This window comes from Lysinibacillus sp. FSL W8-0992 (assembly GCF_038008685.1).
Taxonomy (GTDB): Bacteria; Bacillota; Bacilli; order Bacillales_A; family Planococcaceae; genus Lysinibacillus.
On record NZ_JBBOZQ010000001.1, the window covers coordinates 1,695,353 to 1,719,329 of the forward strand.

Genomic DNA, 23,977 nt, shown 5'->3' on the forward strand with positions numbered 1-23,977 from the left:
TCCCTTTACTTTCTAGTTCCAAACCTTTTATATCCTTTAAGCCCCCGATATTATCAACCGAAGTAGAATAAAGCGCCATGCAATTGCTTCTTATTCACAAAAAAATTCTTCAAAAGAGTAAATTATTACTTTTTGAATTAAACTATTATAAATGGAAGGAGATAATTTATTATGCACTCAATTAACAAAATAGGTGAACGTTTTTGGTATATCACGCCAATATCAGAAACCGACCGCCCCATTCTAGGAATGGTAGTTGGCAATAACAAGACATTAATGATCGATGCAGGTAACTCGGAAGATCATGTACAATATTTTCAGGAAGAACTTTTAAAAATGGGGGTTCCTAATGCTGATATAGTAGTTCTAACACATTGGCATTGGGATCATATTTTTGGCCTGTCAGCACTACGTAATATTGTATCCATCGCTTCCAAAGCAACAAAAGAAGAAATGGAGAAATTAATTCCGTTCTCATGGTCTGATGAAGCAATTGATGAGCGAGTAAAAGAGGGAATTGAAATTGAATTTTGCGCTAGAGCCATTAAAGAAGAATTCAAAGATCACCGAGATATTAAGATTGTTTTACCAGATGTGACGTTTGAAAAACGTGCGGAAATGGACTTAGGCGGGGTAACTTGTATCATTCAACATGTTGGAGGGGACCATGCTTCTGATTCAGTAGTTGTCTATATCAAAGAAGAAAAGATTCTTTTCCTTGCTGACTGTATTTATCCTAATCTTTACGCTGTAAAAGAAAACTATACAGTTAAGGAAACGCTGCGCTTGTTGGATGAATTAGAGCAATTTGATGCGGATACATATATCCCTTCTCATCAACAGCCGATTAGTAAAGAAGAGTTTAATCAAGAAGTAGCGAAACTTCGAACAATCGCCAACTTTACAGATCGTTTCGGCGGAGACAAGCAGAGCATTATTAAGGAATATGAAAAACACGTACAAAGAGAACTGACAGAAGACGAAATCGAAACAATCTCGAACTTTGTAAATGGTTATTAAATTAAAATAAAAATACTGCCGTTGATTTCCGTTACGGGCGGACGCTTTCCGCGGGCACAGCGTAAGCCGCAACCCTCGCTAGCGCGCGGTTTGTTGCGTCTTACGTGCCGTGCGTTCCCGCAGGAGTCGCCGCCCTCCACTCCAATCAACTTAATAGGCAATGAAAACAGTCTACTTTTAATAAGAAAATTGTGGTCATGGGATAAAAAGGTTTAGTCAAAATAAATATAAAAGACTTCTGCCGTTGATTTCCGTTACGGGCGGACGCTTTCCGCGGGCACGGCGTAAGCCGCAACCCTCGCTAACGCGCGGTTTGTTGCGTCTTACGTGCCGTGCGTTCCCGCAGGAGTCGCCGCCCTCCACTCCAATCAACTTAATAGGCAATGAAAACAGTCTACTTTTAATAAAAAAATTGTGGTCATGGGATAAAAAGGTTTAGTCAAAATAAATATAAAAGACTTCTGCCGTTGATTTCCGTTACGGGCGGACGCTTTCCGCGGGCACGGCGTAAGCCGCAACCCTCGCTAACGCGCGGTTTGTTGCGTCTTACGTGCCGTGCGTTCCCCCAGGAGTCGCCGCCCTCCACTCCAATCAACTTAATAGGCAATGAAAACAGTCTACTTTTAATAAAAAAATTGTGGTCATGGGATAAAAAGGTTTAGTCAAAATAAATATAAAAGACTTCTGCCGTCGATTTCCATTACGGGCGGACGCTTTCCGCGGGCACAGCGTAAGCTGCAACCCTCGCTATCCGCGGTCCACTCCCACCAACTAATAGAATTGTTTGAGTGCCTGGCACCGTTACTAAAAAAGATAAAGGCATTAAGAATGACTTCTTAATGCCTTTTGTCTCGACTCGCTGAGGAAGTGGTGCACGCCACTTCCTTTTTTATAAAATTAAGCTAACAATGATACCTGATAGTACGCTTACAAGTGTAGCACCAAATAATAATTTTAATCCAAAGCGTGCGACTACATTCCCTTGTTTTTCATTTAGACTTTTGACAGCCCCGACAATGATACCAATTGATGAGAAGTTGGCAAAGGAAACGAGGAAGACAGAAAGAATACCCATTGTACGTTCACTAAAGTGATGATCGCCTCCGGATAAATCCAACATCGCCACAAATTCATTCGTTACCAGTTTAGTCGCCATAATTGATCCAGCACTAACTGCCTCAGAGAAAGGAATCCCCATGATGAAGGCAACTGGTGCAAAGATATAACCTAGAATACTTTGGAACGAAATGCCGAACAATAGCTCAAACACACTATTGAATCCAGCCATCAATGCAATGAACCCAATTAACATGGCCCCGACGATAATGGCAACTTTAAAACCATCAAGAATATACTCGCCGAGCATTTCAAAGAAGGATTGCTTTTCATGCTCGATTTCTAATATATCCTCGTTAGGGTCAATTTGGTACGGATTCATAATTGTAGCGATAATAAAACCGCCAAATAAATTTAAAACTAATGCCGTAACAATATATTTTGGTTCGAGCATCGTCATATAAGCACCAACGATGGACATAGAGACAGTCGACATTGCCGACGCACATAGAGTATATAAACGTTGTTTTGAAAGGAGGCCGAGTTGTTTTTTTAATGTAATGAAAACCTCTGATTGACCGACCATCAATGAAGCAACAGCATTATAAGATTCAAGTTTTCCCATTCCATTTACTTTACTTAATACCCATCCAATACCCTTCATAATGAATGGTAGGATTTTCAAATGCTGAAGAATCCCAATTAATGCAGAAATAAATATAATTGGTAGCAACACTGTTAAAAAGAATGGAGCTTCTCCTTCGTTCGCCAAGCCGCCAAAGACAAAGGAAACACCTTCACCTGCATATTCGAGCAACTTGTTAAAAACAGTAGCTATGCCCTTAATAATGATTAATCCAAATTCTGTATTTAATAATAACAATGACAATAGAATTTGAATGATAATCATTGTGATAATTGGTTTGAATTTTATCTCTTTTCGATTGGAACTTGCCAACCAAGCCAAAAATAACACAATGAGAATACCTAAAATTGAAATAATGTATTGCATATGTAACCTCCTGATGAATTAAATCATGATGTGTTAGCTTGTAATAAAATTACTTTTCGCATAGAAACTTCTTTTATTTTAATTGTAGTTATAATGTGTATATTGCCCAATTTAATAAAAAGAAACCGTACGTATTGAATTTTAATTAAGCTTTACTGAATAATGGTAACTAAGTGATATTAATAGAAAGTTGATAAAAAAGCAAAAAAAAATGATTATAGCAGAATTTTTGGTGGGGATTAGGAAATAAAAGGTGAAAAAAGCCACTTATTAACATGCAAATATTAAAAAATACCTCAGCTGACAAATGATACTTTAATATAGGATAATGGTGATATATTCGAGATTGAAAAAATAGTAAAATGCTAAAACGAAGGGGGTGCAAATAATGAATTTTGAAATAGTAATGCAGGAGCTTGAAGCGCTAGGGAAGGAACGGACTAAAAAAATGTACATGTCCAATGGTGCACATGAGCCGCTTTTTGGAGTGGCAACAGGTGCAATGAAGCCTATAGCGAAGAAAATAAAGATTAATCAACCTTTAGCGGAAGAGCTTTATGCTTCGGGGAACTATGATGCAATGTATTTTGCTGGTATTATTGCCGATCCAAAAGCAATGGCGGAATCTGATTTTGATCGTTGGATAGATACGGCATATTTTTATATGTTGTCTGATTATGTGGTAGCTGTTACTTTAGCGGAAGCGGATATTGCACAACAAGTTGCTGATAAATGGATTGCTAGTGGGGAAGAGCTGAGAATGTCTGCGGGCTGGAGTTGCTACTGCTGGCTTTTAGGAAATCGAAAAGATGTTGAATTTTCCGAAGACAAGATTGCCAGTATGTTAGAAATTGTGAAAAATACTATTCATGATTCGCCAGAGCGAACGAAATCTGCTATGAATAACTTTCTAAATACGGTAGGCGTTTCGTATTTACCACTGCACGACATGGCACTTGCAACTGCCAAAGAGGTAGGTCCAGTAGAAATGAAAAAGGACAATAAAAAAAGCAGCTTCCTTCACGCTTATGAAGGAATTCAAAAGGAAATAGAAAAAGGTAGAATTGGCTTTAAACGTAAATATGTTAGATGTTAAGGGATTAGGTCAAATTACAAAACTGAACTGGTGACCACAACATAGCTGGGACAAATGAGAAAAAGTGTTAGATTGATAGCAATCAATCTAACACTTTTTTGCTGTAACGTTGTTGTCCGTTACGGCGACAACTTTTCGCTTAGCACACCGTAAGCCACAACTCGTTTGCGTGCAGTAATTGCGTTTTTACATTCTGTGCGTTCTGTGTAGCAGTAACTACCTCAGCTACCCTTCAACTAGTGCTCTCCTCTAAATTTTATTTATTGTTAAAAGAAATCAATATGAAAGCTATGTCCTAGCCTACTTTCTTTTATAATTTCTAACTGTTTTTCATTGCAATTGATGGTAATATTTAGATTATGAAACTAAAGGAGTGAGTCTTATGAAAAAATATAAGTACTTTGCTACTACTGTCCTAACCCTTGCTTTGTTTTTAGCTGGTTGTAATAGTAGTGAGAAAGAGGAAAAGGCTTTAGAGCAAAACAAAGAGGAAACTATAGAGGCTGTTACAGATGAAAAGGCCGCAGAACAAATAATTCAAGAAATCCCTGAACCGTATACAAAAGCACTCATAGCGATCAATGATCAAAGATGGGATTTAGCGAATACATATTTAGATTTAGTTATTTCTGATTTTCCGGATAGTGAATACATATTACCAACTAAAATAATACAAGGCGGAATGCAAGTAAATGAATATCTCGGAGCTGTTGATTTATCGGAAATTTTAATTTCAGGCTCTGATTTAGATAGTCCATTATATGACACAAATGATTTAGAAACTTTACGTCGTCATATGGAATTAGTAAAAGACATATTAAATAAATCTTTAGAAGAGCAAGAAGCAACATTTAGCTATATTGTACAGACATTTAAAACTGATCAGGATTATAGTGAACATTATAAAGATATTAACCAATTTTCAATGAATGAAAATTATTCTGACGATCTATCTTTTTTTGAAAGCGTAGGTTACCCCGTTCCAACTGATGCTGAAATTGAGAAATTTTTGAATGCCAAATATAATTTCAACGTACAATTTTTGTTAAATGGATTAACTGAAAAAACAGAACACCTTAACTACAATTATCTACTCGTATTTTATAATGCAGGTATTATTTTACTAGAAAATTACCCGGAGTTATCAAACGATATATTTAATCTTATTTTAGATTTAACAATGAATGATCCATACAATGAATTTAGAATATCAATAGAAGAGTTTATGGCGGAGTCTTAACTAGAAAAAGACATTGGCGGAAATATGAAGGATATTTTAAAACAACTTACGGAAATTAAAAAAGAATTGCCTATCATAATTTCTATGGGGAATATAATTTTTGAACTAGCAAGAAATTTGTTATTACAGCTGTTAGACATTACACCGCAAGTTAGTACAAGGAAGGGAGGACTCTAATGAGCCAACATAAAATATCAATCATGCCATACAGCCCTGAATTTTCTGAACAAACAGTAGCGATGTGGCGAGATAGCAAGGAACAGGCAATTGGACAGAAAGAAATGCATAGCGTTGAAAATCATATATATTTTTTAAATCATATATTACTTGAACAGTTTCAAATAGATGTAGCGTTCATAGAGGAAACAGTTGTTGGCATGATTGCCTATAATGATAGTGAAGTAAGCCAACTGTATATTCATATCGATTACCAGGGGTGCGGTATAGGTAAAACATTATTAAATAAAGCGAAAGCCCATTCAAGTGGGAGATTAACATTATACACATTTGAAGTAAACGAAAATGCACAACGTTTCTATGAAAAGCACGGATTTGAGGTTATAGGTAGAGGTCATGAAAATGAAGAGAATTTACCTGATATTCAATATGAATGGACACGTCAAAATGATAACTCCTACGGATGATTTCCGCTGCGGGCGGACGCTTTCCGCGGGCACATCGTAAGCCACAACCGTCGCAGTCGCGCCGCCTGTTGCGTCTTACGTATTGTGCTGTTCCCGCAGGAGTCGCCGCCCTCCGCTCCAATCAATTGAAAAAAATGATAACTCCTACGGATGATTTCCGCTACGGGCGGACGCTTTCCGCGGGCACATCGTAAGCCGCAACCGTCGCAGTCGCGCCGCCTGTAGCGTCTTACGTATTGTGCTGTTCCCGCAGGAGTCGCCGCCCTCCGCAAAAGAACCAATTCAGGGTATTTATATAAAATAATACATTCCCTAACCTAATGACTACACAAAAAAACCGATGAGCGATTTTCTCGTTCATCGGTTTTTTGTTGTCCGTTAAATACTTTGAATTAACTCGCTATATTTAAGTGAAAGCAGGTTAAGCGAGTAGTTTTTAATTTTATCGGTTGCGATGATTCCTGTTAGGATACACTCAATCATGTCTTTATATTGATGAATCAAATGTATTTCGTTCATAAACTTTGTATCGAGCGTTATTCCTTCTTTAATAGTTTTTAATACTACTTGTTGTTCTTCGTATAAATAAACTAATTCGTATTTTGCATTATATATTAATGTAGTAATTTCGGGAAAAATTTTCTCGTCGTTTAAACGCTCTAAAATGCTATCAACCGATTTTACGCCTTCAATAGATTGCAAATGTGAAAATGTTTCACGCAGTTTATCTTCTAAAAAATCAGTACTCATTAAATATCTCCTTCTTTTTTTGTTATATATCCATTTTTATAAGCTAATTAATAATTTTGTGATTATTGTATCATGCGACATTAGTAATAATTATTAAAATACTTACTGTTTTTTGAATTAATCGGGATACTTTTATTTTAAATAAAATATTAATGGTAGTAAATACTATATAGATAAAAACGTAAATATAGTCTATAATGACTAATTATAACCATTTTATTGAAAAAGGAGTTTAGTATGTCTATTACAAAGAAATTAGTTTTAGGGTTTATTACAATGATGTTAATAACGCTTGTTTCTGGTTCAAGTATTTATTTGCAAATTATTGACATCAGTAAGGATTACAATAATACATTAGCAGTTGGGCTCCCTCAGCTTTATGCGACGGGTGACCTCAATAAATACATAGCTTTGGAAGGTTCACAAGTACAAACTTATCTTTTAGGAGATGAAGAGTCGTTAAATCATGTGCGTGAAACACAATCCATAATTGATGAAACGATGAACCTACTTAAGGAGCAATTTGATGCAGATGATGAGAAACAAACGTTAAATAATGCAAGTGAAAAAGTGGATACGTTTGAAAATGAACTTGAAAAGGTCATCGCATTAAATCAAAATGAAGACGTTTTTGCAGCTGCTGCTTATTACACTAAAAATGTTATTCCTATTCGTGGGGAAGCAATAGATGCGTCTGAAGGGTTAAATGATTTAATTGAAGCCAATTTCGATCAAGCTCAGCAAGAAGCAAATCAAAATGCAAAAGAATCATTCTTTATCGCTATTAGCATCATTTTAGTATCAATTTTAGTAGGGAGTGTCATCGCTTATATATTGAATAAGAAGATTGCTGTACCTTTACGTCAATTACAACATGGAGTAAAGACAATTGCAGCGGGGGATTTAACAGCCGAGGATATTCAACTTCGCTCTAAGGATGAGTTAGGGCAACTTGCGGTAGACTTTAATTTTATGAAAGATACTTTGAGAAAACTTTTAAATCAGTTTGCAGAAAGTGCTAGTCAATTAAGTGCGTCTGCTGAACAATTAAGTGCTTCAACGGAAGAAGTGACCGCATCTTCTGTTGATATCGCAAATCAAGCAGAAGCCGCATCTGAAAACACTTTAACGACTGCACAATCAGCGCGGGAAAATGCTGTCGCAATGGATGAAACAGCTAGTGCTGTCCAACATATTGCGCAATCTTCACATGTCCTTCGAACTTCCGCTTCTGAGACAACAGAAGTTGCAAGTCAAGGTGTGACGAATATTTCTTCGGCAAGTAAACAAATGACAACGATTTATGAATCAACAAAGGTAACGACTGAACTTATTCAACGTTTAAGTAAACAAACAGAAGATATTGAAAATATTTCAAAAGTAATTACAGGTATTACTGAACAAACGAATCTGTTAGCATTAAACGCTGCAATCGAGGCTGCACGTGCAGGAGAAGCGGGAAAAGGATTTGCTGTAGTAGCCGATGAGGTAAGAAAATTAGCAGAGGAATCGAACAAATCTGCAGGACAAATTGTAACGCTTACGAATGAAATACAAAAAGATACAAAAAATGTGGAACTAGCAATGCGTGAAAGCTTACGTACCGTTGAAACAGGTGTAGAAATAATCGAAAATGCAGGCACATCTTTCAATGATATTGTACAAGCAGTTGATCATATGAGAACACAGATTGAAAACATCTCTGCTGTGACAGAGGAAATTTCCGCAAGTACTGAACAAGTTTCTGCTTCAGTTACACAAATTGCAGCTTTATCAGAAACGACAGCTGAACAGGCAGAAGGTTCACAAGCAGCTTCACAACAACAGCTTTCAACTTTACAAGAAATAAGCGCAGTCGCAAATGATTTAAGTAATCAAGCGATGGACTTACAAACAATTGTGGGTCATTTTAAAATTTAAAGAATAAAAAAAGACGAACAGCTTTAGGTGCTGTTCGTCTTTTTTTATGCGACACTTTCCGTTCAACACAACGTAAGCTAATACTCTCGTTACTACCGATTTGTTGAATCTAACATTTCGCTTTTATTCACTAACCACATGAAAATAACAATCTACTATCGTTTCTTAATTAAATAATTTTCAGTAGGGAATAAAAATAGTAAAATAAAAAAAGAATTTTCACAACATTTTATGGAGGTGCAAAGTATGAATTATGTTACGGTTGAAATAATTGATACTGTGGGGTTAAATCCAAGAGAAAGAAAAATGTTGCAAAATACGGTGTTAAATTTTGTTGCGATGAACAATGCGTTAATTTTGAAAGAAGATGTAGTGATGAATCCATTAGAGCAGGGTAGCGAAAATATTGGCATTGTCATGGTTTATGCAAAACCGTTGAATGATGAACAAAGTGAAGCCATCACACAAGCTTTGTCTAAACGATTCACGACGTATTTTAAAATGAGTGAGTTAGATTTGGAAGCTCATATTAGCGTTCATTGAGTAAACATTTAATAAAAAATATGAACAAACCTCGAGTAGGGACACTTTATAGTGTTACTATTTGGGGTTTTTCTTTGTTCAATTAGATTTATTTGTTTCCATTTAACTATTGTCTACAATCAAAAACGCCCACGAAAAATCCGCGGGCATTGTATTTAAAAGGGGAGGAGTTTTTATGACAGCGATATAACTAGTTTTTTACAAAATAAGTTAATTGAATAAGTGTGTCTTCGTTTAGCTTATACGCAATGACTAGCATGTACATGCCTTGTTCTTCTTGAGAAAGGTCGATTGTAAAGTGGTCTGCGTTCGGTGTAAGCTGGTCCACATCTACTGAAATCTCTTTCATTGTTTTCGTATTTCTTAGCGCTATTTGGTAAGGGTTAAGATAGTTACCATCTAATCCTTTTACTAGATTTTCCACTGTTAGTTCAGGACCCGTTAAGCTAGATACTTCAACGATTTGTGGGTGCGCAGTGATGTTTTCTAATTTACTTAGATTTTTCAATGGCGAGAAATCAGTAATGCTATTAGCCGAAATATCAAGTGATGTTAAATTTTTAGCATATTGTAAGCCATCTAGACTTGTAATACGTGCATTTGGTGCATGTAGACTTGTCAGTGTAATCATATCACCTAAAGTGATTTCTCCTGACAGTCCTAGCGTTTGCTGGATAGCTACTTTAAGCTGGTTGTCTGCAATTGGTATAATTTGACTGAAGTCAATTGCTACTAAAGCAGCTTTTGCTTGTAATAGCTCCTCTAAAGCTTGATCGATTTGTGCTTGTGAAGCTTGTGTATTAGCAAGAAGTTCTTCTGCCTTTGCCATGCTCGCTTGTAAAGCTTGGATTGTATCAGCTGTGTAGTTTTCTACATTAACTGTTTTAGCATCTTCAAGTGCTAGTGTTAAATCTTCAGTGAATACGCGATCCGCATTAGCAAAATGTAATTTCGTCTCGCCCCATGATGCATGGTCAGAGCCGTTTCCGTTGCCACCGTCTGTTACGACAAGTTTAAGCTCTTTGGCGCCAGTAATGCTCACTTCAATGTACTTTTGAGAATCACGAGATTGCATTAAGCCACTATCGAATTGCTTTTCTCCATCAACAAACACTTGGAATGTTACTGAGCCTATCGTACCGTACATTTGGCGGTCTACACCAACAAATGCAGTGAAGAAATCTGCGTTTTTATCTGTTAAATCATAAATGATTGTTGAGTTAGAATGTGCACCGATGCCTCGTTCGTATGTTATTTCACGACCATCGTCTCCTGTTAAGCGTAATGCATTGTGACTAATGGAGATATCTTTCACAGGAGCTGTATAGCTGTTTTGTGTAGATTGCCATTCAAAATCAGTTAAGTAATGGTAATCTTCCATATTTACCACTGAAATAGTGCGCTTTTTCGTTACTTCATTGCCATCACTATCAACTACTGTGTACGTAATTTCGTAGTGGCCAGCTCGATTGAAGTTCACTTGCTCTAAGCCAGTTACTTGTACTCGAGATGTTAAATTACCATCTTCAGCATCCGTTGCTAAATAGCTTTCGTCGATGTTGATAGGCGTTCCTACTTTTGTTGCAACTGATTTAGGAATCGTTAGTTCCGGCATACCGTTTGAAACATAGAACTTAGCATCAGCAAAGTTCGCATGATCTGATGCATTACCATTGCCCGAATCATTTGCAATCAGTTTTAACTCTTTCACACCTTGAAGCGGTACTCTCACAAGTTTTGCTTCTGATTGATATTTCATGACACCACTGTTATATACTTCTTGACCGTCAGCTAGTACTTTAAATGTCACGCTAGAATTTCCGTTTTCAGCGATATTGCGATCAATACCTACGAGTGTCTCAAAGTAATCGTAATTTTTATCTGTTAAATCATAGACGATTTCAGAGTTTGCGTGTGTACCAATCCCTTTGGCAAATTCCTTAACTTCTCCATTTGTCAGTACTTTTATTGAACCACCTGAAGACGATTTGTCTTTATTGACAGTACTATACGCTGTTTGAGCAGATTTCCAGCCGATGTCTGAGGCGAATTTTTCATCGCTATAGACATACACATTTCTTGTCGCCGTTGCAACGTTGTTATCACTATCCGTTACTGTATATTTGATTTGGTAAGTACCTGATTTATTTGTATTGAAGCCATTTGTAGTTACTTTAATTTGTTTACTTAAATCACCGTCTTCAATATCAGATGCTGTTACATCTTTTAGAAAATCAAATTCACTATTTAACTTTACTAATGTCAAGTCTTCTGAAAGTGTTAACGTAGGTAGACTTGAGTCTTTGCCAAATTTCGCATCAGCCCAAATAGTATGGTCAGAGGAATTACCGCTATCATTGGCATCCGTTGTAATTAACTTCACTTCTTTTGCACCTGTAACAGGGATGTTGATATAGCCATGATCTGTATTCGCCTTAAATACATCACTTGCAAATTTCTGTTCACCATCGACCCATACTTCAAATGTTGCAGAAGATGCTTTGCCTTTTGCTGCTTGATCGATTCCGATATAACTTTCAAAGAAATCAAAGCCTTTTCCTTCGATGTCATACACTACTTCAGAGTTCGCGTGTGCACCAAGTCCTTTTGCATACGTTGCATCTACACCTTGGCGTAGTAATGTAATTGTGCCTCCAGCAATTGATTTATCTTTTTGTAATGAGCCCCAACCTACTTTTGCAGATTTAGCTGTCATATCAGAAATATATTGCATGTCACTTATTACGTTAACATTCATTGTTTTTGTTTCTTTAATGCCTTCATCATTTATTTCATAAACTACTTCATAGCTTCCTTTTTTCGTCATATCTACCGTATTCGATTTGATAATGACTGTTTTTGTTATATCTTTGCCGCTATAAGAAATTGCTTTTACATAATCCATAGGATCAAATGCTTGATGTAGTTTTACTGTGACACAGTCTTCAGCAGATAGGGTAGGGGTAAATGCCTTCACTTCTACTGGTTTCAGCGTATTTAATTTTTTGTCATAACCAACAACTTTGTACGTATAATTTTTTGTTGTATCTACATTTTTATCGATAAATTGTGCAGTACTAGTAAAGCCAATTAATTCATTATCTCTATATATTTCATAGCCTAAGAAATCATCTTGGTAAGATTTATCAATCGATAAATATAATGTATTTGTTTTAGCAGCTTGGTTTGAGGCGAATGTTACGTTTACTTCTTTACCTTTTAAACCATTACCTTTATAGTCGACTGCACTATTATTTAAATACCATATTTTTTTATCTGGTTTTGGATATTTACTTGTTTTTGCTTTCGTTTCGTCAGTTACAACAAAACCATGGCGAGCAAAATGTTCACTTAAATCTAAACCAAGTGCTTCAGAAGAGAATTCGACTAAATACTGTTGTTTAGAACGATCACCATCTGTTAGTGTCACATTACGTTCGCGATATAAAGAGTTTAATTTACCCCAATATCCTGGGCTATACATTTCAAGTTGCCAATATACAGCTAGCTTTTCAAACAGACCTTGATCGTTATAATCTTTTGTGTTTTCTTTTAGAACGTTTTTATAGATGTTCGCTTCATATGGAATACGTCCATCGATTTTTCCGTAAAATGCTGACATATGCTGTGGTAGCATATTGTTTGTTACTTCACCGTAAGTTCTTACCCCAATATCCATGCGATGACCGATTTCATGGATAACGCCCCATGAACCGCCTTTTTCTTCGATAGGAACTAAAATATCAGATACGACATCATCCAGTGTACCGATGTGATCGCCAGCTGCATACATGTAGGCATAAGGCTGTGCAAGTCGTACGTTTTCTCGAATTAATTTAGGGTCATTTTTTTCATTATGACCATCTAAACCGTTATATTTAAATAGTTCATCCATTAGACGGTTATACGATTCAATTGTTTGTAGTGGGCTATAGCCATTTTCTATATATGTTTTATAAGCACCAGTTGCAGTACCTGTCCAGAATAAATGGTCACTTACAACTTCTACGATATCTAGTACTTCGCGATCTTCAACTTTTGGATGCTTCGCAATGTCGTCATCGATTTTTTTCTTATAGTCAATTAAAAATTGTTTGAACTCTTCTACATTTGTAGATTTCGTAGCAAATGGAATTCTGTCAACACCTTCAAAACGTAATGTTGGTGCTTTTCCTTGCTGTTCAGCTGTGTATGGATTTTCAATATAAATTGTTCCGCCCGGTGTGACTGCCTTATTATTATAAGAAGTTTTAGGAACTGCCGGCACCGTAATCACGTTTTTACCAACTTTTAAGCTAACGCCTTGTCTCCAACTGTTCCAAGCACCTTCTTGTTGAGCAAAAGATAAGCGTGGTAATGGTCCATTTGTTGCTGCGTCAACGTAAACGATAATTTGATCGCCTGGTTGAGCAGCAAGTCCTGTTGGTTGCAGGTTGTTACCGAAGCCGAACTTCAATTGTTCATTGGCGTGCTTTACCATATCTCCGTGTTGCTCAGCTACTATTATTCTGCCTTCTGTAACGACTTCACCGTTAATTACTTTTTTCGCTAGCTCGATATTTTCTTTATACGTAGCATATAGTGGATGCGATTTTGCTTCTTCTTCTAGTGCAGTAATGAGCTCGATACTGTTGAATTCAGGTGATACAGTATTCATCGTTCCATCTGTAAATAACTTCGCCATTTTATCGTCCAGCGTATCTTCTTTATAGAACGCTAACTCTGAAAGGGTTGCCCAATTTTGATTGGATTTTGTGAATTTAAACTTTACACGTTTAAATGTAGTTGGATCGAACTTTGCTTCAACTAATCCAGCAACCATATTCTGCTTACCTGTTGAGACAAGCTCGTATGTATCGCCTTTAGATGTTTGTGAAGCATAAATTTCAAATTCTTCCGCAAAGCCTTTACGGTCGGATGGTCTTGCTCCATAAATAATGCGATTTAATGTTACAGGTTCGATAAATTCCACTTCAACTTCATTTGCGAATTTAGCAGTGTTGCTTGTATTCGTTTCCCAATATGTATTGACATTTCCATCGATGGCATTTTCGATAACAGCGCTAGCATAGTGTCCACCGTTATTGCGAATGCTCCTAATATTTTTGTAGTCCATTCTAAATATTTTAGAATAGGCTTCGTTTGCGTAATGGCTAAATGATGAAGTTACTGCTGTTGTAGCTTTAATCGCTTCGTTGCTTAGTAGCACTTTAGCATTGTCGATATCTTCTTTAAATTGAGCATAGAAGGGGTGTCCTTGTGCTTCAGCATCTAATTGATTGAGTGCATCAATTGAATGGAACTTGTCACTAACAGCACTCATTGTGTCATCAGTAAATAGTGTTGCCATTTTGTCAGAGATTGCATCTTCTTTATAAAATTGAAACTCTGATGCACTTGCCCAATCTTGATTTGCTTTAGTGAAAACAAACTTTACGCGTTTAAATTCTGTTGGGTCAAACTGGATTTCGACGATATCACCAGTAGAACCTTTGTATTCACCGGATGAAACGAGGGTAAAATCATTGCCTGAATCTGTTGTTGAGCTATAAATTTCAAACTGCTGTGCAAAACCTTTACCTTTTGTAGTTGATTGACGTGCAGCATAAACAATTCTATTTAACGTAGCTGCGTCATTGAACTGTATTACGACTTCATTTGTGAATGATGCACTATTCGGTGTCCCTGTTTCCCAATGGGTATTCATGTCGCCATCAATCGCTTTATCAATAGTAGAACTTGCATATTTTCCACCGTTGTTCGTAATCGATTTAATGTTAGTATTAGCCATCTTAAATACGTCATCGTATGCCTTTAAAATATCTTTTCCGTACAAATCAAACTTTTTCACCGATGCTATCGTATGTTTAGTACTCATTTCAGCTGAAGTTTTGACAATATTTCCATTCGGATTTTCACTTGCCAAAACATTCAATGGACCACCGACTAAATTTAAAGCTAGAGCAGATACTGTTACAATCTTTACAACTTTCATCTATTCTTCCTCCTTATGAAGTTTTGAATTTTTTCCTACGGAGTACATAAAAAAACTACTCATAAAAGAGTAGTTTTATTTTAAATAAGGATAATATAAAAACATACAAATATACCCATTATATATGGGCGCTGAAAAGACTAAAAGATAAAAAATTCACCTTTTAGATGTTATATTAAAAAAATATTTTTTCAGTAATTTGTTTTTTTATGACCTTACTAAACAAAAAGTAGTATGTACTCTTCGGCAACTGGCTGACATAGTTATAAACCTTAGTCCCTATAGCTTTGCGTCCCTAAATTTCTTTAAGTTTGCCTATTCAATTTTTCTACTATAAAGAATAGCATAGTGAAAATAATTACCAAAGAACAATTTGTCCTATATTTTACCACCCTTCATTAGGGTAATACGGTGAAGGTTTAATGTTAAATAGTATAATAGTGTAATTTATCGATAGGCATTATGGTATGTGTAAATTACTTTAGTAAGAGGAAGGTAGTTTAATTGTAAACTACTTTTGTCGTGGTAGTGAGTATGAAAAATATTTACAGCAGGTGAAAAGAATTTAACTTGGGCAAAGACGAATGCTTTTAGGAGTTTTTTGTTGATAAAGTAGTTGGCTGTCGTTATAAAGAGCTGTGTAATTTTCACCACCTATCGGTATAATGAATGTATTCATTACATTACATTAAGGGGGGCTGAAAGTGTTATCTAAAGAGCTAAAAAATACAATTAAAGAAGTATTACAAGCGCGTGTTCAGCCATCCTTTATTTTATTGTTTGGTTCCCATGCAAAAGGGGTGGCGCGTGGGGACAGTGATTTAGATATTGCATACTTTTCAGAAACAATCTTAACGAATTATGAACGATTTTTACTAGCTGGGGATTTAGCGGAGAAATGTCATATTGATGTAGATTTGGTGGATTTGCAACAAGTTGATACAGTATTTGTGGCACAAATATTTTCAACTGGTATTTTGTTAAATTGTGTAGATGACAATGAGTTTATTAAGCAGCGAATGAAAGCTTACTCTATGTATGCAACGTTGAATGAGCAGCGAACCGAAATCCTTCAAGGAATTAAGGAGAGAGGGAGTGTACTTGATGAGTCATGAGGTTATTTTAAATAAAGTGGCCACAATTGAGCGCTGTATAAAAAGGATTCATGAAGTTTACGAGCAAGATCCAAACAATTTAAAGGATTTTACTAAACAGGATAGTATTATTTTAAATATTCAGCGTGCTTGTGAAGCAAGTATTGATTTAGGAATGCACCTTGTAAGTGAGAGAAAGTTAGGTTTACCTAAGACGAGTAGAGAAGCATTTCTTTTGTTGCAAGAAGATGGTATCATTAATGCACAATTAGCAAAATCGTTGATGAACATGGTTGGATTCCGAAATATTGCTGTACATGATTATCAGGCGATTAAGCTAGATATTTTACAGGCAATTATAGAGCAACATCTTGACGATTTTAAATCTTTTGCGAAACAACTATTAGCTTTAATTTAAATTGCTATAGCTATTGATGAATGTCTATAAAAGCTGAGCTGTTTACTTATTGTGCTCAAATTTAAATACAATGTTTTAAACCTTCTACTTCAGTTTATGAGTAGAAGGTTTTTTCGTTGAAAGCAGGTTTGGTGAAATGCCAATTAAACCAGTGCTGGCAATCGTTCGTACACTTGCAAAACCTGTATAAAAATAATTGATAATTTCAGCATGGATTCAATTGTAATAGTTTGTTCATCTTCCGTTCATTTTCAGTTCATGCTCTGTTCATTTAGGCTCTATATTCTAAGAATGTGAAAAGAAATAGGAGGGGTTTTAAGATGAACCTAGCTATAAAAGAAATGAAGAAAAATAAAGTACGATTTTTGATTTTAGGTTCCATTGTTTTTCTGGTGAGTTTATTAACCTTTATTATTTCAGGTTTAGCAAATGGACTATCGCAAGACAATGCGGCGCTAATAAAAGATTTACCAGCAGGACAGTTTTATATGAATAAGGATGCAGATGAAACGTACAATCTGTCAAAAATAGATAGCAGTACCCAAAATGAAATGTTAAACAAACAAAAGGATGCTGTAGCCTTCTCAATTCAAATGGGCTTTATAAATGATAAGGCAGGGAAGCAGCAAAGCGTAGCCTTTGTAACTGCTACCGATTCACCACTATTTGAAAATGTAAAACATGAGGAAATTATTTTAGATAGCTCATTAAAGGATAAAGGTATACAGGTAGGCGATACAGTAACAAATAATCAATTTAGTGGCAAGTTTATTGTAAAAGGCTTTGTTGAGCAAAAGAAATATAGTCATGCTCCTGTAGCTTATATAAGCATGGAGGATTACAAAGAAATTTATCGTGTCGAAGAAATGCAATTAGTTTTCGCTCCAGATGGGGATGCTACTCAATCCTATACGGGATTACAAGCATTTTCAAAAAATGATTTTTTAAATACAATTCCTAGTTATAGCGCAGAGCAAATGTCTCTTAATATGATAGTTTGGTTTTTAGTTGTAATTAGTGGCATGCTGTTTGCAATCTTTTTCTACATGATGAACGTTCAAAAGATTGGTTTGTACGGTATTTTAAAAGCAATCGGTTTAAAAACGAGTAAGCTATTTAAAATGATTTGGACGCAAATGGTCGTTATTACGATTATTTCACTTGCGTTATCTATTGCGCTAAGTCAAATTTTCAATCAATTTGCACCACAAGGAATGCCATTTAGTTTAAGTTTAGCAACGACAACACAATTGTCGATTGTATTCATCATTATTGGTTTTATTGGTGCAACAATTTCAGGTATCCAAATTAAAAAAATTCAACCATTACAAGCGATACAGCAAGGAGAGGTCTAATATGACGCTATTTACAATGGAGAATGTTAGAAAAACGTTTACGAATGGTGAAGTGCAAGAAGAAATATTAAAAGGGATTAATATGACGCTTAAAGAAGGAGAGGTAACGGCGTTAGTAGGTGCATCTGGCTCTGGTAAAAGTACACTTCTAACGATTGCTGCAGGGTTGCAACCTACATCTGATGGCCAAATTATTTTTGAAGGGAAAAACATGACAGCTTTGACTAAAGAACAAGTGCGACAAGTTCGGGCAAGTAAATTCGGCTTTGTTTTTCAATTTGCTCACTTAGTTCCTTTTTTAACAGTAGAAGAACAGCTTTTACTTATGCTTGAAGTGTCTGAATCAGCATTAAAGAAACACGAGCAGCAAAGAGAGGTAGAGCGACTTTTAAAATTAGTCGGGATGGATCATCGGAAAAATGCCTATCCTTCATCATTATCAGGTGGAGAGAAGCAACGAGTTGCCATTGCGCGAGCAATTATTCATAAACCGAAAGTTCTTTTTGCGGATGAACCTACAGCAAGTTTAGATTCCAAAAGATCTAAGGATGTCATGGAGTTAATTAGGGATCTAACAAAAACATTAAACATTACAACTTTAATGGTTACACATGACGAAGAAATGCTGTCATATACAGATCAGGTCATTAAAATGAATGATGGTAAAATTGTACAAAATCAATTATAGGCTGAAAAGTGTAAGTGTTAGATTGACTGTTATCAATCTAACACTTTTTTTCTGTATGCGTTGCTTTCCTACAGTAGTTATCGCTTACCGCCTTCACTAACAACAACTTATTGTTAAATGGAAGATGGAAATATTAAGTTTCGTTACTGAATAGGAACTAATATTTCACATAGATGATTTTCAATCATTTGCGAGGTATATCTTTCAATTATTGGTTGTTGTCTAATGGATAGATTATGTTTTGCGATTTCAGAAAAAATATTGCCCCAAAATTCGCTGACTGCCTCTTTCGTATGGTCTAACAGGAAAACCGCATATTTCCCTCCAGTGAATGTACCAACCTGAGCAGGCTTTGCCACATGATAATCGTTTTGAATAATGACGCAAACATCATAACGACATTCTTCTTTCGGTGTAACTGCTGGATTATCTTGTGGTATAGCTAAAATTGGTGAATTATCAAATACTCCATTTTCCAGTACCCATTGCTTAAAGGATTCCATTAGTTCTTTGTTTTGCTTTTCACCATATTCACCGACGTTTCTAAAAAAGGCAATTCTTGATTCTGCTAATTCTTCAATAGTTATTTTCATCATTTCATCCCCCCTTCCTAAGTAAAGGTAATATGATTAAAAATGTTTCTCAAGTGCTTATTAAAAGTATTTTTTTTTGTGGAACTTACGCTAGTGGTAACAAAAGAGACTTTCGGTTAGGGCATTTTTTATATCTTCGATGACATACCTTCTTAAGTAGGAGGGATAACATGTTCAAAAGGAAATGGATTCTTGTAGGAACACTTACTATGGTAATAATTATAGTTAGCCTAGTCGCTAGACTTTTTGAGGTGGATAGTTCTGAAAATAAAGAGGCGCAGCAATCTTTCGTTACTAAAGAAGAGTTAAGTATTGCTAAATTGAAAGAAAAACTGCATGAAATATATGTTGGAGTTGATGTGAAAACGACGACAAAGAAAGAATTGGTGTTACAAGTTGTGGCGGATGAAGATTATTTTAGTTTTGTTAAAAAAGATATGGAGCCGATTGCCAAACGTGTTATGGAAACTTCACCATTTAAGGACTATACAGTTATTTTTGAAAGGTGGGAGTTTACAACAGAAAATGAAGGAAAAAAACTAATAGATAAAGAATTATCCTATTTTTTAAAAGCTATTGTAGAAGGTCTTAAAGAATTTGATGTATTTAAAAATGTAACGACGGATCAACACACCTTTATCACTGTTCAAACTTCTATCATTGGTTCGGAGAAAGATGCACAAAAGGTAGCATTAGAAATGGAAGAAATCATATATGGAATTTTACGTTCACAAGAGAGAAATGAAGTAACGCCGATAAATGAATTTCAGGTTAAAGTAGTGAATTCGCAAGGGGAAGTATTAAATGAGTAGAAGATAGAATTGTTTGAGTGCCTGGCACATAGGTCCTGCATAGTACGGGCTCCTGAAATCGTAAAAATCCACTGCGCTTTCCGCGGGCACGACGTAAGCCGCAACCCTCGCTGACGCGCGGTTTGTTGCGTCTTACGTTCCGTGCGTTCCCGCAGGAGTCTCCGTAGATTTTTACTAAGTAAATCTTTCTGGCAGTGCTATTTAGAAACAAAATTGTTTGGGTGCCTGGCACTTAGTTTCACACATAGCTCCTGCACAGTACGGGCTCCTGAAATCTTAAAAATCCACTGCGCTTTCCGCGGGCACGACGTAAGCCGCAACCCTCGCTGACGCGCGGCTTGTTGCGTCTTACGTTCCGTGCGTTCCCGCAGGAGTCTCCGTGGATTTTTACTAAGTAAATCCTTCTGGCAGTGCTATATAGATATAAAATTGTTTGAGTGCCTGGCACATAGCTCCTGCATAGTACGGGCTCCTGAAATCGTAAAAATCCACTACGCTTTCCGCGGGCACGACGTATGCCGTAACCAACGCAGTAGCGCGGCTTGTTGCGTCTTACGTTACGTGCGTTCCCGCAGGAGTCTCCGTGGATTTTTACTGAGTAAATCCTTCTGGCGGTGCTATTTAGATACAAAATTGTTTGGGTGCCTGGCACTTAGCTTCTGCATAGTACGGGCTCCTAAAATCGTAAAAATCCACTGCGCTTTCCGCGGGCACGACGTAAGCCGCAACCCTCGCTATCGCGCGGCTTGTTGCGTCTTACGTTCCGTGCGTTCCCGCAGGAGTCTCCGTGGATTTTTACTAAGTAAATCCTTCTGGCAGTGCTATATAGATATAAAATTGTTTGAGTGCCTGGCACTTAGCTCCTGCATAGTACGGGCTCCTGAAATCGTAAAAATCCACTACGCTTTCCGAGGGCACGACGTATGCCGTAACCAACGCAGTAGCGCGGCTTGTTGCGTCTTACGTTACGTGCGTTCCCGCAGGAGTCTCCGTAGATTTTTATTGAGCTAATCCTTCTGGCGGTGCTATTTAGATACAAAATTGTTTGGGTGCCTGGCACTTAGCTCCTAAAATCGTAAAAATCCACTGCGTTTTCTGGAGACGCAGTGGATTTTTGTTGTGTTAGTCATCAAATACATGACTAGCGTAGTAAATTGTAGGGAATTGTTTGAGTGGCAGGCACTTATCCTTTAAGGAAATCAGGTTTTGAGAAGCTTGGGTTTGGATATTTGTAGAAGCCTTCTCCTGTTGCTCGTCCTAATTTGCCTTTGTCGATATACTCTGTTTTTAACAAGTTAGAAAGCTTTTTCATGTTGTCATCACCAGTTGCAGCAGCTTTTGCCTCTACAATGTTATGAGCGGTATTGATACCTACAACGTCTAAAATAGCAAATGGTCCAAGAGGAGCACCTGTCCCAATCATCCAAGTTTTGTCGATTGTTTCAGGATCAGATACTTCTTTTACTAATAGCATTTCAGCTGCATCTAAAAATGGCACGAGTAGAGAGTTTAAAATATAGCCAGGTTGTTCTTTATATAATGTTAGTGGCACCATTCCAATAGCACGAGCAAATTCAACGACCTCATCAAATACTTTCATATCTGTACCTGGATGTTTCATAATTTCAGCTGTATTGTTTACCCAAATTGTATTAGCAAAATGTAATGCTAAAAACTTCTCAGGGCGACCTGTAGCTTCAGCAAATTGGCTTGGTAATAAAGTAGATGAGTTAGTTGCGAAAATTGTTTTTGCTGGGGCAACTTTGCCTAAATTAGTGTAAAAGTCTGTTTTGATTTTTACAACCTCAGGAATCGCTTCGATAACAAGGTCTGCATTTGCTACAGCTTCGGCTAAGTCACTTTTAAATGAAAGACGCGCATAAGCAGCATCTACTTCTTCCTGTGTCGCACCCAAATCGTGTTGGTATAATGGTTTTAACTTTGTAATGCGATCCTGCGCATTTTTTAAAGCTTCGTCATTAATATCGTACACAGTAACGTTAAATCCTTTAAAAGCAGACTGATAAGCAATTTGACTTCCTAAAACGCCACTTCCTGCTACAGTAATGTTTTGATAGTTCATCTGAATTCCTCCTCTGATATTGTTACGTTAGTATAATAGTTTCGATGTAGAATAATTTTCTTATTACAATTTCATACTACTTCTTTCGTTGAATGAAAATCAAATTATAAACTCAATTATTATAATGATATAAAAATATGTCCGATTTCTACTGAAATTTATACGCTTCAAGTATGTGCTTATTGAGAATAAAAATCACCGTTAGCCTTAATAATTTTAAAAGTAGACTTTAGGAACATATACGGTTTAGTACAAATGAATTATTATCAATTATTTGGATTTAGTGGGTATTTTTATCTTTTATTAATAACATCTTCAAGCATTTAGACTTAGAAGTGTAAAGATTTAGTCGGAGTAAATTGATTTGCAAAAATAGGGCTATTTTATAATTTTCAATAATTTACATATATTTATAGATTTGTTAATAGGTGTTTTAGTACACTGAAGTTATGAATTGAAAGGGGTAAGAGGAATGAAGAAAACAATTTTAGCTGGAGCCTTAAGTATTGCATGTTTTACAGGAGGTTTTGGCTTACAAGCATATGCACAAGAAAAAGTCGATGTTGCAAACATTATTCATCCTAAACAAGTCGTTGCATCGACTAATCAAGTACAATCGATGTCCTATCAAGATATTTACAAAATGTTTTTACTTTCTAAGCTAGTCAATGAGGATGATGATGTAACAATAGTTACATCTAAAGATAGCATTATTATAAAAATGTCCCTTAAAGGATTAATGGCATCCTACACAGATGGGACAAACTTATTCCCAGAAGGTGAACAGGCATTACAAGAAAACTTTGATGAGTTTAAAAAGCTGTATGGTGATGCGATTCAAATGCGCATTACTCAATCTGGTAATGGCTTCAAGGCTGAAATTTTTACAGCGGGGAAATGGGAAGCAGCAAGTAATACAGATATGGGTGATTTAATTACGGTATTAAACCGTGCTGACCTTGATTTAAAACCAGGTGGGTATTTTACAGATGCGATTGGCCATTGGGCTGAAAGCTATATCCAATTGCTTTATCAGGCTGGAATCGTAACTGGTACTACTGATACAACATTCAATCCGAATGGACAAGTAACACGTGGTCAATTAGCTGCGATGATTTTCCGTGCTTCAGGATTAGATGTAAATGAAGATTATGAAGGACCTGCTTCTTACAAAGATATGCAAGGTTTCTGGGGAGCTAAGGAAGTAGCGATTTTACAAGAGTACGGGTTACTCGAAATTTTCGATGGTAATTATTTTGAGCCAAACAAACCTGCTACACGTGAAGAGATGGCTCATGTTACGGCAAGTTACTTAGAAGCGATGGAATTCGATATCGCAAAGGCTAACAAAAATAATACCTTTACGGATAAGGATCAAATGCGTAAGGAAGCTGTGGAATCTATTGGTTTATTACAGCAATTGGGGATTATTGAAGGTGCAAGTGGCAAGTTTAATCCAAAAGGCAATCTGACTCGTGCGCAGTTTTCTAAAATTTTATCACTTACGTTGATGACAGTGAGTGAAGAGTAATATCTCCTGTAGACTAAGCTAAATTTAAAATGTAAAAATCCACTTCGCAGTGCTTTGTTAGGCGAAGTGGATTTTTTACATTTTTTCTAAGTGCCAGTCACCCAAACAAATCGAAAAATTCAAACAA

17 protein-coding genes and 1 riboswitch are annotated in these 23,977 nt (G+C 36.4%); of the genes, 12 read left to right on the top strand and 5 right to left on the bottom strand.

The features are described 5' to 3' along the window. Window positions 1–171: 171 nt before the first annotated feature. Entirely contained in the window at window positions 172–1,020 is an 849-nt protein-coding gene (locus NSQ74_RS08195; RefSeq protein ID WP_340822630.1) for an MBL fold metallo-hydrolase, read from the top strand. Between the two features lie 889 nt (window positions 1,021–1,909). On the opposite strand, the gene NSQ74_RS08200 is transcribed toward NSQ74_RS08195, so the two are convergent. After that, window positions 1,910–3,088: a NupC/NupG family nucleoside CNT transporter gene (locus tag NSQ74_RS08200; protein WP_340822632.1), complete on the bottom strand. Its 1,179-nt coding sequence runs from the start codon at window positions 3,086–3,088 to the stop codon at window positions 1,910–1,912. A gap of 388 nt (window positions 3,089–3,476) precedes the next feature. Here NSQ74_RS08200 and NSQ74_RS08205 point away from each other — a divergent pair, with 388 nt between their 5' ends. The 3 genes from NSQ74_RS08205 (at window position 3,477) to NSQ74_RS08215 (ending at window position 6,068) form a co-directional block, all read left to right on the top strand. Continuing rightward, a complete protein-coding gene (locus NSQ74_RS08205; protein ID WP_340822634.1) occupies window positions 3,477–4,184 on the top strand; it encodes a DNA alkylation repair protein in 708 nt (235 codons plus the stop codon). A gap of 382 nt (window positions 4,185–4,566) precedes the next feature. Next, the gene (locus NSQ74_RS08210) at window positions 4,567–5,424 is read left to right on the top strand and encodes a hypothetical protein (RefSeq protein ID WP_340822636.1); all 858 of its coding nucleotides are present in this window, start codon (window positions 4,567–4,569) and stop codon (window positions 5,422–5,424) included. 176 nt (window positions 5,425–5,600) lie between these two features. Next, window positions 5,601–6,068 (top strand): GNAT family N-acetyltransferase, encoded by a 468-nt coding sequence (locus NSQ74_RS08215; RefSeq protein WP_340822638.1) that lies wholly within the window; start codon window positions 5,601–5,603, stop codon window positions 6,066–6,068. A gap of 378 nt (window positions 6,069–6,446) precedes the next feature. On the opposite strand, the gene NSQ74_RS08220 is transcribed toward NSQ74_RS08215, so the two are convergent. Further along, window positions 6,447–6,818: a hypothetical protein gene (locus NSQ74_RS08220; RefSeq protein ID WP_340822640.1), complete on the bottom strand. Its 372-nt coding sequence runs from the start codon at window positions 6,816–6,818 to the stop codon at window positions 6,447–6,449. A 237-nt stretch (window positions 6,819–7,055) separates the two neighbouring features. Between NSQ74_RS08220 and NSQ74_RS08225 the strand changes: the two genes are divergently transcribed. Both NSQ74_RS08225 and NSQ74_RS08230 read left to right on the top strand, forming a co-directional pair. After that, the gene (locus tag NSQ74_RS08225; protein WP_340822642.1) at window positions 7,056–8,738 is read left to right on the top strand and encodes a methyl-accepting chemotaxis protein; all 1,683 of its coding nucleotides are present in this window, start codon (window positions 7,056–7,058) and stop codon (window positions 8,736–8,738) included. 246 nt (window positions 8,739–8,984) lie between these two features. Then, window positions 8,985–9,281: a hypothetical protein gene (locus NSQ74_RS08230; RefSeq protein ID WP_340822643.1), complete on the top strand. Its 297-nt coding sequence runs from the start codon at window positions 8,985–8,987 to the stop codon at window positions 9,279–9,281. A gap of 190 nt (window positions 9,282–9,471) precedes the next feature. On the opposite strand, the gene NSQ74_RS08235 is transcribed toward NSQ74_RS08230, so the two are convergent. Beyond that, window positions 9,472–15,276, bottom strand: coding sequence for an NPCBM/NEW2 domain-containing protein (locus NSQ74_RS08235; protein ID WP_340822645.1), 5,805 nt, complete (start codon window positions 15,274–15,276; stop codon window positions 9,472–9,474). A 242-nt stretch (window positions 15,277–15,518) separates the two neighbouring features. Continuing rightward, window positions 15,519–15,602: riboswitch (cyclic di-GMP riboswitch) on the bottom strand. Window positions 15,603–15,980: 378 nt separating this feature from the next. On the opposite strand from NSQ74_RS08235, the gene mntA reads away from it, so the two are divergent. From mntA to NSQ74_RS08255, 4 genes are all read left to right on the top strand, one after another. Beyond that, the gene (gene mntA, locus NSQ74_RS08240; RefSeq protein WP_340822647.1) at window positions 15,981–16,391 is read left to right on the top strand and encodes a type VII toxin-antitoxin system MntA family adenylyltransferase antitoxin; all 411 of its coding nucleotides are present in this window, start codon (window positions 15,981–15,983) and stop codon (window positions 16,389–16,391) included. Continuing rightward, window positions 16,381–16,788 carry a type VII toxin-antitoxin system HepT family RNase toxin gene (gene hepT, locus NSQ74_RS08245; RefSeq protein WP_340822648.1) on the top strand — a complete coding sequence of 136 codons (408 nt, stop codon included), beginning with the start codon at window positions 16,381–16,383 and terminating at the stop codon, window positions 16,786–16,788. Before mntA ends, hepT begins: the two co-directional genes overlap by 11 nt. Window positions 16,789–17,108: 320 nt before the next feature. Continuing rightward, entirely contained in the window at window positions 17,109–18,143 is a 1,035-nt protein-coding gene (locus NSQ74_RS08250; protein WP_340822649.1) for an ABC transporter permease, read from the top strand. A 1-nt stretch (window position 18,144) separates the two neighbouring features. Further along, window positions 18,145–18,831 (top strand): ABC transporter ATP-binding protein, encoded by a 687-nt coding sequence (locus NSQ74_RS08255; RefSeq protein WP_340822651.1) that lies wholly within the window; start codon window positions 18,145–18,147, stop codon window positions 18,829–18,831. Between the two features lie 143 nt (window positions 18,832–18,974). Here the strand turns inward: NSQ74_RS08255 and NSQ74_RS08260 are convergent, their stop codons facing one another. Continuing rightward, entirely contained in the window at window positions 18,975–19,424 is a 450-nt protein-coding gene (locus NSQ74_RS08260; protein WP_340826426.1) for an AraC family transcriptional regulator, read from the bottom strand. A gap of 170 nt (window positions 19,425–19,594) precedes the next feature. Here NSQ74_RS08260 and NSQ74_RS08265 point away from each other — a divergent pair, with 170 nt between their 5' ends. Beyond that, a complete protein-coding gene (locus tag NSQ74_RS08265; protein WP_340822652.1) occupies window positions 19,595–20,236 on the top strand; it encodes a hypothetical protein in 642 nt (213 codons plus the stop codon). A gap of 1,183 nt (window positions 20,237–21,419) precedes the next feature. Here the strand turns inward: NSQ74_RS08265 and NSQ74_RS08270 are convergent. Then, the gene (locus NSQ74_RS08270; protein WP_340822653.1) at window positions 21,420–22,319 is read right to left on the bottom strand and encodes a 3-hydroxyacyl-CoA dehydrogenase; all 900 of its coding nucleotides are present in this window, start codon (window positions 22,317–22,319) and stop codon (window positions 21,420–21,422) included. A gap of 472 nt (window positions 22,320–22,791) precedes the next feature. On the opposite strand from NSQ74_RS08270, the gene NSQ74_RS08275 reads away from it, so the two are divergent. Continuing rightward, window positions 22,792–23,850: an S-layer homology domain-containing protein gene (locus NSQ74_RS08275; protein ID WP_340822655.1), complete on the top strand. Its 1,059-nt coding sequence runs from the start codon at window positions 22,792–22,794 to the stop codon at window positions 23,848–23,850. Window positions 23,851–23,977: the final 127 nt, after the last annotated feature.

What these genes read in the sequence shown, in the direction of transcription:
- NSQ74_RS08265 (WP_340822652.1), top strand. Translation starts at nt 19,595, where the DNA reads ATGTTCAAAAGGAAATGGATTCTTGTAGGAACACTTACTATGGTAATA.
- NSQ74_RS08225 (WP_340822642.1), top strand. Translation starts at nt 7,056, where the DNA reads ATGTCTATTACAAAGAAATTAGTTTTAGGGTTTATTACAATGATGTTA.
- hepT (WP_340822648.1), top strand. Translation starts at nt 16,381, where the DNA reads ATGAGTCATGAGGTTATTTTAAATAAAGTGGCCACAATTGAGCGCTGT.
- NSQ74_RS08215 (WP_340822638.1), top strand. Translation starts at nt 5,601, where the DNA reads ATGAGCCAACATAAAATATCAATCATGCCATACAGCCCTGAATTTTCT.
- NSQ74_RS08230 (WP_340822643.1), top strand. Translation starts at nt 8,985, where the DNA reads ATGAATTATGTTACGGTTGAAATAATTGATACTGTGGGGTTAAATCCA.
- NSQ74_RS08205 (WP_340822634.1), top strand. Translation starts at nt 3,477, where the DNA reads ATGAATTTTGAAATAGTAATGCAGGAGCTTGAAGCGCTAGGGAAGGAA.
- NSQ74_RS08255 (WP_340822651.1), top strand. Translation starts at nt 18,145, where the DNA reads ATGACGCTATTTACAATGGAGAATGTTAGAAAAACGTTTACGAATGGT.
- NSQ74_RS08200 (WP_340822632.1), bottom strand. Translation starts at nt 3,088, where the DNA reads ATGCAATACATTATTTCAATTTTAGGTATTCTCATTGTGTTATTTTTG.
- NSQ74_RS08250 (WP_340822649.1), top strand. Translation starts at nt 17,109, where the DNA reads ATGAACCTAGCTATAAAAGAAATGAAGAAAAATAAAGTACGATTTTTG.
- NSQ74_RS08195 (WP_340822630.1), top strand. Translation starts at nt 172, where the DNA reads ATGCACTCAATTAACAAAATAGGTGAACGTTTTTGGTATATCACGCCA.
- NSQ74_RS08235 (WP_340822645.1), bottom strand. Translation starts at nt 15,276, where the DNA reads ATGAAAGTTGTAAAGATTGTAACAGTATCTGCTCTAGCTTTAAATTTA.
- NSQ74_RS08260 (WP_340826426.1), bottom strand. Translation starts at nt 19,424, where the DNA reads ATGAAAATAACTATTGAAGAATTAGCAGAATCAAGAATTGCCTTTTTT.
- NSQ74_RS08270 (WP_340822653.1), bottom strand. Translation starts at nt 22,319, where the DNA reads ATGAACTATCAAAACATTACTGTAGCAGGAAGTGGCGTTTTAGGAAGT.
- NSQ74_RS08220 (WP_340822640.1), bottom strand. Translation starts at nt 6,818, where the DNA reads ATGAGTACTGATTTTTTAGAAGATAAACTGCGTGAAACATTTTCACAT.
- NSQ74_RS08275 (WP_340822655.1), top strand. Translation starts at nt 22,792, where the DNA reads ATGAAGAAAACAATTTTAGCTGGAGCCTTAAGTATTGCATGTTTTACA.
- NSQ74_RS08210 (WP_340822636.1), top strand. Translation starts at nt 4,567, where the DNA reads ATGAAAAAATATAAGTACTTTGCTACTACTGTCCTAACCCTTGCTTTG.